This is a genomic window from Micrococcus terreus (assembly GCF_900116905.1).
GTDB lineage: Bacteria > Actinomycetota > Actinomycetes > Actinomycetales > Micrococcaceae > Citricoccus > Citricoccus terreus.
On sequence record NZ_FPCG01000009.1, the window covers coordinates 138,553 to 147,673 of the forward strand.

The following is a 9,121-nucleotide window of genomic DNA, read 5'->3' on the forward strand; positions in this document are numbered from 1 at the left end:
GCCGGACGATGGCCGCACACCCCAACCCCGCCCTCACCCTGCGCGGCGTCACCCTGGGCTACGGCGAACGCACGGTGGTCGGCCCCGTGGACCTGGACATCCCGGCCGCCCAGACCACCGCGATCATCGGGGCCAACGGCTGCGGCAAGTCCACTCTCCTGCGGGGACTGACCCGCCAGCTGCCCCTGCGGTCCGGCACGGTGGAGGTGCTCGGCCGCTCCGTGGAGGGCTGGCCCGCGCGCGACTACGCCCGTACCGTCGCCCTGCTCCCCCAGTCCCCGGTCGCCCCGGAGGGCATGTCCGTGGAGCAGCTGGTGGACCGCGGCCGGCACCCGCACCGCGGCTGGTTCGGCTCCTCCTCCCGCATGGACACCGAGGCCGTGGCCCGCGCCCTGGAGCTGACCGACCTGGTCGAACTGGCCCGACGGGACATCACCGAGCTCTCCGGCGGACAGCGCCAACGCGCCTGGCTGGCCCTCGTCCTGGCCCAGCAGACCCCGGTCATCCTGCTGGACGAACCGACCTCCTACCTGGATCTCTCGCACCAGGTCGAGCTGATGGACCTCGTCCGTTCCCTCCCGGACCCCACCGTCCCGACGACGGCCGGCACCACCGCGTCCACCGCGCCGTCCAGCACGGCTGGGCAGGGCGAGACGGAGCGCCCACGGCGAGCAACAGTCGTGGCCGTGCTGCACGAGCTGAACCTGGCCGCCCGCACCGCGGACCACGTGATCGCCATGGCGGACGGGCAGGTGGCGGCAGCGGGCACTCCCACGGAGGTGCTGACCCCGGACCTGCTGCTGGAGGTGTTCGGCCTGGACGCCGATGTGGTGCGCGATCCTCTGTTGGGACACCCGGTGGTGCTGCCCCGCACCGCCGCTGACCGCGCCTCTGCCCAGGAACGGGGTCTGGTCACCGAACCTCCGTCCGGCGACACCCTGCCCTCCGCACCCCGAGAGGACCTCCGATGAACGAGATGATCTGCGCCCGCACCCGAGTGGTGTCTGTGGAGCAGCCGTGCCGGTCCTTCCGCCGGATCGTGTTGGCGGGGCCGGACCTGGAGTCGGCGGCCTGCGAGCTCGTCGACCTGCTGCCCGGCCCGGGCCTGGCCGGCACCCGCACCGCTCCGACCCTGCACTGCGGGGTGCACGGCTCCTGCGGGGGCTGCCGTCCTCGGCGGGACGCCTACGTCAAGGTCCTCATCCCGCCACCGGGCAGGCCGCCGCTGGACGTGGATCCGTCCCAGGGGCTGCGCGAGCAGTTCTTCGCCCGTCCGGAGGAGGAGCGCGGCTGGATGCGCACCTACACCGTCCGCTCGGCGGGGCGGGTGCGCCTGGACGGGCACCTGGTGCCGTCCCTGACCTTGGACGTGGTGCTGCACGGCGAGGTGGACGATCCCCATCAGGGTCCGGGCCTGCGCTGGAGCCGCACGGTCTCCCCGGGCGAGGAGGTCAACGTGATCGTGCCCGGCCGGGAGGTCCCGGCGTGGTCGGCGTGGAAGCACACCGGCGCCCGTCAGGTCCTGGCCGTGGGGGACGAGACGGCGGCGCCCGCCCTGGTGTCCGTGGCCGAGGAGCTGGCGGACCCGTTCGGCGGGTTCACCGGGGTGGCGGACATCGTGATCGAGCTGCCCGAGGGCGGCGAACTGGCGGACCTGCTGCCCCGGCGGCTGGCCCTGCCCGAGCCGTGGGTCCCGGCGGCCTCCGCCTCAGACCTGGAGTCGACTCCGGGACTGCTGCTGCACCACCCCTCGGAGGGGCGCATCCGGGTGCACGTGGGCACCCGAGGCGAGGGGGCGCCGTCGGGAAGCTGGGCGAGGCCTCGCGTGGCCGCACTGCTGGGCCTGGGCGAGGACCCCACCGCCGCGCAGCCGGCACCGCCGCCGGAGGGCGAGGCCCGGGAGTGGACCGTGGCCGAGGGTGCCGAGGCGGACCCGGCCGGTCGCTACGTGTTCCTGGCCGGCGAGTCCGCCATGGTGCGCGGGCTGCGCCGGCTGTGCGTCAACGAGGCCGGCATCCCCAAGCAGCAGGTCTCGTTCATGGGCTACTGGCGTCAGGGCCAGGCGGAGAGCTGATCAGCGCGGACGGACCCACCAGCCCGGCAGAGATCACCTCGTACAGCACCCGGTGAGCCTGAGGAGTGGGGTGCAGTCCGTCTGTCAGGCTGCTGGGCTGGTCCTGCAGGACGGTGAACAGTGAGAGCACGTCTCGGTGGGAACCGCTCCCCCACTGCTGCAGAAGAGTGTCCAGTTCAGCCACCGCATCCGTCTGCAGATCCGCGCCGGACCGTGTCCGAGTGGCGTCTTCGTCGTTCCACAGAGGTCCGAGCACCACCGGCCGCGCACCGAGGGACTCGACCTGGCTGCACAGTCGGTCCATGGACGTCACCACGTCCTGCGGCGTGGCCCCGTCGATCAAGTCGTTCACACCGGCCGAGACCAGCACAGTGTCCGGTCGACGCACCCGCAGCTCATCATCGGCGATCCCTGCCAACTCGTGCAGCGTCAGCCCAGGGATGGCGAGGTTGAAGAATCGGTTCCGTTCCTGGTCGCGGCTGATGTGGTCTCGTCCCAGTCGTGCGGACCAGCCACCGTCAAGGCAGTCGAGACCGTACGCGATCGAGTCGCCGATGACTGCGACCCGCTGGGCCGCCTGCAGGGGGTAGGCATCCACGTAGGCCCAGACCTGTCCGTGTACAGCCGTGCTGACGCGGCGGCGGGTGTAGGCCGCGACCTCATAGGCGTCGGCGGACTGCAGCTGATCCGGCGTCAGGGTGAGGACCCCGCCGGGCACCCGTGCGCCCTCCTGACGTGCCAGACCCCGGTGCACGGCGAGCCCGCTCAGCTCCACCACGGCCGGATCCTCAATCACCACCTCGGTGATCCCGTGGCCCAGCAGTTCGTCCGGACTCGAGGCGACCGGTCCGCCGAGGATCTGCTGTTGGACCTGGTCCAGCAGGAGAGTGCCGAAGGAGAAGAGCAGGCTGGACTCGGTGTCTGCAGTCGAGAAGGTCACCCCCCGAGGGTAGGCGGTGTCAGGCGGTCAGCACTTCCCCGAGTCAGCATGCCGGAGAAGACTGGCAGCATGGCACACGGAGACATCACGCACATCGACATCCCGGTCAAGGACCACGTCAAGGCCACCGAGTTCTACGGCACGCTGTTCGGCTGGGAGATCAGAGAGATCCCCGGCTTCGAGGGCTACCCCATGTGGCAGGCGCCCAACAAGATCAGCGGCGGCGGACTGGCCCCGCGCGAGGAGGGCTTCACCCACCCCCGTTCCTATGTGGAGGTGGACTCGATCGACGAGATCCTCGCCCAGGTGAAGAAGCTCGGCGGTGAAGTGCTGATGGACAAGTCCCCCATCTCAGACACCAGCTGGTGGGCATCCTTCCGCGACCTCGACGGCAACGAGATCGGACTCTACGAAGGCACCACGGAGACCGGTGACAGCCAGACTCAGTAGTCCGGGCGACAGATCCTGAACTGCCCCGCTGCGAAAGGGTCGCCGTGGCATCATGTGTCAGATGACAGAAGCAGAACGGGTAGTCCTCGTCCCCAGCGACCATGCCCGGTGGAAGTCCAAGTTCGAGCAGATGGCCGTACAGCTCGGCGCAATACTCCCAGGCCTGGACGTTGAACATATCGGATCCACATCTGTGCCCGGGGTCCCCGCAAAAGATGTTGTCGATCTGATGATCGGTGTTGAGGGAAGCGACATCCCGACCATCGCAGAGGCACTCGGGTCAAGTCCCTTGTTGTGGTGTAACGGTCTGATCCTTCGTGGGGGTCTGTCCCGCGTCAAGTAGTTGGCAGGATTTCCTTGGTTTTGAATGTCGGGGTGGTGGGGTCGGCCAGGCCCAGGTGCACCTCCTTGGACCGGTTCCATGAGATGGCCTCGTGGGGCCTTAGCTCGTTGTACTCGATCCTGTAGTCCTCGGCCCGCTCGGCGAGCACGAGCGCGTCGTTGATCTCATCCAGGTAGAGCCGTTCGTACTTCAGCGTGCCGAAGCCGCGTTCACGGGACCCGTTCTGTCCCGGGGTCTTCACTCGGGTGCGCACGTGGTGTAGCTGAAGGGTGGGCGGCGATGAAGGACTCGAAGCGGAAGGACCGGAACGGCCCGCCGTTGTCCGTCACGAGGGTCACCACGGGCAACAGCTCACCGGTCTCGGGATCGACCGGGCAGGCCTCGACCAGCGGGTGACCGAACATGGCCTCGTAGTCAGCCAGGGCCAACTCCATCGCATCGATCGCATCGTGCTGGTTCCCGGTGGGCGAAACGTGGAAGGGGTGCTCGTACTTGGACCAGTAGTCCCGGCACCCGGCCAGCCGCCAGGTCCCTCCGGTGGTGGTCCCGAACTCGCTGAAGTCCAGCTGCCAGACTTGGTTCGGGCCTGAGGGCTCGGTGGCGAACGCGGCCTTGCGCCGCTCGGCCAGCTTCCCTCGCTCCCGTTGGTACTGCGCGGGCAGAATCAGCCCCTCCTCGCGCAGGATCCGCAGCACGGTCGCCTCGGAAACCACATGCCCGTCGTGGCGGACCATTGCCCAGATCTTCCGATGCCCCCACGCCGGATGGGCCAGCGCGTGCTTGACCACCAGTTCCCTGGCGGCCTGCCCCGTGCCGGTTGCGGCCACGGTCCCTTCACCGCCGTCCCGGTGCCGGCCTTGGCCTGCCAGCGGCGCCAGGTCCGCTCGGGCATCTCACAAGAGCTGGCAGAACCTCGCGGTCGACATGCCCGCTTCCACGCGGATCACCCCAAGGTCCTCGAAGGGCCCAGCCGGCCCTCCGCGGACTTCTTCCCCACCCTGGCTTCCAGGTGCGCCTCGCCCAAGGCCTGGGTCAGCTCGGCGACCTCGGCCTCCAGCTGTTCCTCTCGGCAGGATGGTCCAGACCTGCCGGCCACCAGGGCGGTCTTACCGGCTTCCAGGAACTCGGCCTTCCACCGTCCGATGGACTGCTCGCTGACTTTCTCCTTGCGTGCCGCTTCGGCGATGGACATCTCGCCGGCCAGCACGCTCAGCACTATCCGGGTCTTCTTCTCCGCCGGAATCGAGGGTGGTCTACCCATGTCTGACTCTCCTTCAGGACCTACATAACCGCCCTGCCACTAAGTCTGACGCGCGACATGCTCAACCGGGTCGATGGAGTGCTCATCGCGACTCGGGTTGTGATCCGTAGACTCCTACTTATGGACCTTCTAGACCTGGGGCGGATCATTGTCGGGTTGGTGCTGCTGGTGCTGGGCGGGGAGGTACTGGTGCGAGGGGCCTCCGCCCTGGCTCGTCGAGCGGGGGTTTCCTCCCTGGTGGTCGGGCTCACCGTGGTCTCGGCGGCCACGTCGGCGCCCGAGCTTTCGGTGAGTATCGGTGCGGTCCTGCGCGACGAACCCGGACTGGCGGTGGGCAATGTGGTCGGCAGCAACATTGCTAACGTCTTGCTCATTCTCGGCCTCTCCGCTCTAGTTCTGCCGCTGGCCGCGACACAACGGTTGGTGCGCTTTGATCTCCCCCTGATGCTTTCTCTGTCCGCGGCGCTGCTGCTGGTCTGCCTCGACGGGGTGATCAGCGCGGTAGACGGGCTAATCCTGTTCGGTGCCGTGGTCGCTCACACCGTGCTGACCGTCACCATCGCCCGCAGAAGGACACAGTCCAAGGCCCCTGTTATGCAGCTGGCTAAGGGTTCCCCGGGTATCGGCACCTCCGCCCAGGCCCAGAAACTGCCTGTGGCCTCGAGCGGAAAGTCGATTCTGCTCGTGGTGTTCGGAGTTGCTCTCCTGGTAACCGGGGCCACGCTCCTCGTCGAGGGCGCGGTGAACACCGCCACCACGCTCGGGGTGAGCAGCCTAGTGGTCGGTTTAACCGTCGTGGCCATCGGCACATCTCTGCCTGAGCTGGCAACTTCCCTCATCGCCGTGCGCCGTGGCGAACGTGACTTGGCGATTGGCAACGTGGTCGGCAGCAACATCCTCAACATCGGAGTCGTGCTCGGGTTGCCAGCCATGATCTCCCTCGAGGGCATTCCCGTATCCAGCGCCGCCCTGGCCTTCGATATCCCGGTAATGTTGGCGGCCGCGATCGCCTTGCTGCCCGTAGCCTTCACCGGCTTCACGGTGGCGCGATGGGAAGGCGCCCTGTTCGTAGCCCTGTATCTGGTTTACCTCGGGTATCTCATCCTGGCTGCCACCGCACACAACGCACTGGAAGGATTTACCGCCGTGATGGCATGGTTTGTCCTCCCCTTGATCACAGTGACGCTGATCGCCTTCACCGCATACGAAATCGGGCTGCGTAAGGGCCGACAAGGCAGCGGCACAACCCCCCGTCCGTCCTGACCTGAAGCGCCCTGGGTTTCGTTCCGAGTCTCACGAAGGAGAATCGGTACATGCCCAAGAAGTTCACCCCTGAGTTCCGCGACCGAGCGGTGCGAATGGTCCTTGACCGACAAGTCGCGGAAGGTGGGCCCAGAGCCGCCTCGATCCGCGTCGTGGCGCAGTCCCTGGGCTGTGGCCCGGAGACCCTGCGGAACTGGTGCCGCAGGGCGGAGTCGTCCGGCCCTGCCGTGGTGGCCCTGAGCGGCGAGACGGATCTGGAGGGGGAGAACCGGCAGCTGCGCCGCGAGCTGGCCGAGACCCGCCGTGCCAACGAGATGGAGGATTCAAGCGGTCAGTGCAACGAGTCCTGTGAGATGAGGCAGTCACTGATCACAGGAGGATCCGGATGCAGGGCAGGCACGGTCATCTCAGCCGGGAGCAGAAGCAGCTCGCGCTCAGGCTGCACGGGAAGGGCTGGCGGCTGGTCGAGATCGCGAAGGAGATCGGCTGCAGCGCGCCGATGGTCGGCATCATGGCCCGCACCGGCAGGCACCTTGAGGCCAGGCCGTTCGGGTGGGAGCCACGTCAGGGCTGTCTGACGATCGAAGAGCGCGAGCAGATCCTGCTGGGGATCAATCGTGGTGATACCTTCACCGCGATCGCCGAGCAGCTGGGGCGTGCGGTGTCGACCGTCAGCCGTGAGGTGAAGCGCGGCGGGGGTCGCTGCGGCTACTCGGCGTGGCGTGGTCATGAACGTGCCCGCGAGCAGGCGCGTGGACCGAAGCCGTTCAAGCTTGCGTCGGGCCGGCTGCTCGAGGAGGTCGCCAGCCGGCTGGAGCAACTGTGGTCACCTGAGGAGATCGCGGCGCGCCTACGGTTGGATCACGCCGACGACCCGGAGATGCGCGTGAGCCACGAGACGATCTACCAGTCGCTGTTGGGACTGCTGCACGAATAGGTGACATCTGATCTGTGACGCCGTGAGGCGTCACTGGAAGGATGTACACCGTGCCCAAGCCCCATCCGCAGGAGTTCCGCGACGACGTCGTGAATGTCGCCCGCAACCGTGAACCTGGCCAGACCATCAAGCAGATCGCTTCCGACTTCGGCATCGCCGAGTCCTGCCTGCGCAACTGGATGCGCCGGGCTGACATCGAGGCCGGTGCTCGGCCCGGAACAACCGCCGCCGAAAATGCCGAGCTGCGCGAGGCCAAGAAGCGCATCCGGCTGCTGGAGCAGGAGAACGAGGTGCTGCGCCGGGCCGCGGCCTACCTGTCGCAGGCCAACCTGCCGTCAAAAGGCTCTACCCGCTCGTGAAGGAGCTCGCCGTCGACGGGGTTCCCGTCACGGTGACGTGCCGGGTCCTGAAGCTCTCCCGCCAGCCCTATTACCGCTGGCTCGCCACCCCGGTCACCGCCGCCGAACTCACCGAGGCCTACCGCGCCAACGCCCTGTTCGACGCCCACACCGATGACCGGGAGTTCGGCTACCGGTACCTGGTCGAGGAAGCACGGGATGCCGGTGAGTCGATGGCCGAGCGCACCGCCTGGCGGATCTGCTCGACCAACGGCTGGTGGTCTGCGTTCAGCAAGAAGCGCGGCAAGAACGGCACCAAGCCCGGTCCGCCGGTCCACGACGACCGGTGCGCCTACCTCGACGAGCACGGCGTGACCCGTCACCGGTTCACCGCCGAAAGGCCGAACGAGTTGTGGCTGTCCGACATCACCGAACACCGCACCGGTCAGGGCAAGCTCTACCTCTGCGCGATCAAGGACGTGTACTCCAACCGGATCGTGGGCTACTCCATCAGCGACCGGATGAAATCCCGGCTCGCGGTCGCGGCGCTGAACAACGCCGTCGCCCGCCGCGGTGAGGTGGCCGGCTGCATCGTTCACACGGACCGAGGGTCTCAATTTCGATCCCGGAAATTCGTGCGCGCCCTGCACCGCCACGCCATGGTCGGTTCCATGGGCCGGGTCGGGGCGGCCGGCGATAACGCCGCGATGGAGAGCTTCTTCGCGCTCCTGCAGAAGAACGTCCTGGATCGCCGCCGGTGGGCCACCCGCCAGGAGCTACGGCTCGCGATCGTCACCTGGATCGAACGGACCTACCACCGACGCCGCCGGCAAGCATCCCTGGGCCGCTTGACCCCCATCGAATACGAGACCATCATGACCACACCGGCCGCTCAGGCAGCCTGACCCACCCTGTCACCTATCGGTGCAGCAGTCCCGTGTCGCCATCGCGGACATATGCGATCAGCTCGGCCAGTCCGTTGCGCTTAGCCCGGGAACGTCCGCTCATCGTGTCACTGAAGATCCGAGAGCACTCCCCCAGCGCCTCATGCTGACGCTGAGGGTTTTGGTCAGCTGCGCTGACCCTCACGTAACCAACAATCTGTCCAGTCATCCCTATGCCCGCCTTCACAGATGTGTCTAATCGCAGGTTTAGAACCTACTCTGACAGCATTCTTGTGGCTTCGTTCGCTTGGTGGCGGGGTTTTTGCAGCGCTCCGTGGCGGTCTTGTTGCCGCGATCACGCAGGACTGGCTGCAGGTAGGTGTCGCGGTCTGAACCGAGAGGGGTGCGCCCGGTCGGGGCCGTTTGGATCGCTGCCGCTACGTCAGAGTCCGAAGGCTCCGCCGCTGACGAGGATCACGATGCCGAGGCCGATGAGAACGATGGGGAAGAGGATGTGCTCCCAGCGTTCGAGCACTTCGGCGATCGGGGGGCGGGTGGCGACGAACTTTGCCAGGGCCACCAGGACCGCGACGAGCGCGAGGAAGACGATGCAGTAGGCGACTACTGCGAG

General features: G+C 67.4%; 12 protein-coding genes and 2 pseudogenes. 8 read left to right on the forward strand and 6 right to left on the reverse strand.

The annotated features are described in order from the left end of the window. Positions 1-8: 8 nt before the first annotated feature. Both BM355_RS11130 and BM355_RS11135 read left to right on the forward strand, forming a co-directional pair. The gene (locus BM355_RS11130) at positions 9-971 is read left to right on the forward strand and encodes an ABC transporter ATP-binding protein (protein ID WP_218154335.1); all 963 of its coding nucleotides are present in this window, start codon (positions 9-11) and stop codon (positions 969-971) included. Continuing rightward, positions 968-2,074 carry a siderophore-interacting protein gene (locus BM355_RS11135; RefSeq protein WP_091698488.1) on the forward strand — a complete coding sequence of 369 codons (1,107 nt, stop codon included), beginning with the start codon at positions 968-970 and terminating at the stop codon, positions 2,072-2,074. Before BM355_RS11130 ends, BM355_RS11135 begins: the two co-directional genes overlap by 4 nt. Here BM355_RS11135 and BM355_RS11140 read toward each other — a convergent pair. Beyond that, entirely contained in the window at positions 2,037-3,014 is a 978-nt protein-coding gene (locus tag BM355_RS11140) for a GDSL-type esterase/lipase family protein (protein WP_091698491.1), read from the reverse strand. The genes BM355_RS11135 and BM355_RS11140 overlap by 38 nt on opposite strands. A 69-nt stretch (positions 3,015-3,083) precedes the next feature. Between BM355_RS11140 and BM355_RS11145 the strand changes: the two genes are divergently transcribed. Continuing rightward, entirely contained in the window at positions 3,084-3,464 is a 381-nt protein-coding gene (locus BM355_RS11145; protein WP_091698494.1) for a VOC family protein, read from the forward strand. 61 nt (positions 3,465-3,525) lie between these two features. Then, entirely contained in the window at positions 3,526-3,807 is a 282-nt protein-coding gene (locus BM355_RS11150; protein WP_281247577.1) for a GrpB family protein, read from the forward strand. On the opposite strand, the gene BM355_RS14690 is transcribed toward BM355_RS11150, so the two are convergent. The 3 genes from BM355_RS14690 to BM355_RS11160 all read right to left on the reverse strand — a co-directional run bounded on the left by BM355_RS14690 (position 3,800) and on the right by BM355_RS11160 (position 5,068). Beyond that, the gene (locus BM355_RS14690) at positions 3,800-4,060 is read right to left on the reverse strand and encodes an integrase core domain-containing protein (protein WP_245760765.1); all 261 of its coding nucleotides are present in this window, start codon (positions 4,058-4,060) and stop codon (positions 3,800-3,802) included. The two genes, BM355_RS11150 and BM355_RS14690, sit on opposite strands and share 8 nt — an antisense overlap. Next, on the reverse strand, positions 4,017-4,634 hold the full coding sequence (locus BM355_RS14695) for an IS3 family transposase (RefSeq protein ID WP_245760766.1): 618 nt from the start codon (positions 4,632-4,634) through the stop codon (positions 4,017-4,019). The genes BM355_RS14690 and BM355_RS14695 overlap by 44 nt, the downstream gene beginning before the upstream one ends. Positions 4,635-4,750: 116 nt before the next feature. Next, the gene (locus BM355_RS11160) at positions 4,751-5,068 is read right to left on the reverse strand and encodes a helix-turn-helix domain-containing protein (RefSeq protein WP_091698501.1); all 318 of its coding nucleotides are present in this window, start codon (positions 5,066-5,068) and stop codon (positions 4,751-4,753) included. A 120-nt stretch (positions 5,069-5,188) separates the two neighbouring features. On the opposite strand from BM355_RS11160, the gene BM355_RS11165 reads away from it, so the two are divergent. The 4 genes and pseudogenes from BM355_RS11165 to BM355_RS11180 all read left to right on the forward strand — a co-directional run bounded on the left by BM355_RS11165 (position 5,189) and on the right by BM355_RS11180 (position 8,511). Continuing rightward, a complete protein-coding gene (locus BM355_RS11165) occupies positions 5,189-6,331 on the forward strand; it encodes a calcium/sodium antiporter (RefSeq protein WP_091698585.1) in 1,143 nt (380 codons plus the stop codon). 50 nt (positions 6,332-6,381) lie between these two features. After that, positions 6,382-6,612: pseudogene (locus BM355_RS14935) on the forward strand (transposase); the annotation flags it as partial. 104 nt (positions 6,613-6,716) lie between these two features. Next, positions 6,717-7,247: pseudogene (locus BM355_RS11175) on the forward strand (transposase); the annotation flags it as partial. Positions 7,248-7,318: 71 nt separating this feature from the next. Beyond that, positions 7,319-8,511 (forward strand): IS3 family transposase gene (locus tag BM355_RS11180; protein WP_091698588.1). Its coding sequence is split into 2 segments (ribosomal slippage): positions 7,319-7,603 and positions 7,606-8,511, totalling 1,191 coding nucleotides; the frame shifts between segments, so codons are not numbered across the junction. A 13-nt stretch (positions 8,512-8,524) separates the two neighbouring features. On the opposite strand, the gene BM355_RS11185 is transcribed toward BM355_RS11180, so the two are convergent. Together BM355_RS11185 and BM355_RS11190 are read right to left on the reverse strand one after the other, a co-directional pair. Then, on the reverse strand, positions 8,525-8,719 hold the full coding sequence (locus BM355_RS11185) for a recombinase family protein (protein WP_143109489.1): 195 nt from the start codon (positions 8,717-8,719) through the stop codon (positions 8,525-8,527). Positions 8,720-8,932: 213 nt separating this feature from the next. Further along, on the reverse strand, positions 8,933-9,121 hold a 189-nt coding region (locus tag BM355_RS11190; RefSeq protein WP_177227933.1), incomplete at its 5' end, for a cadmium resistance transporter.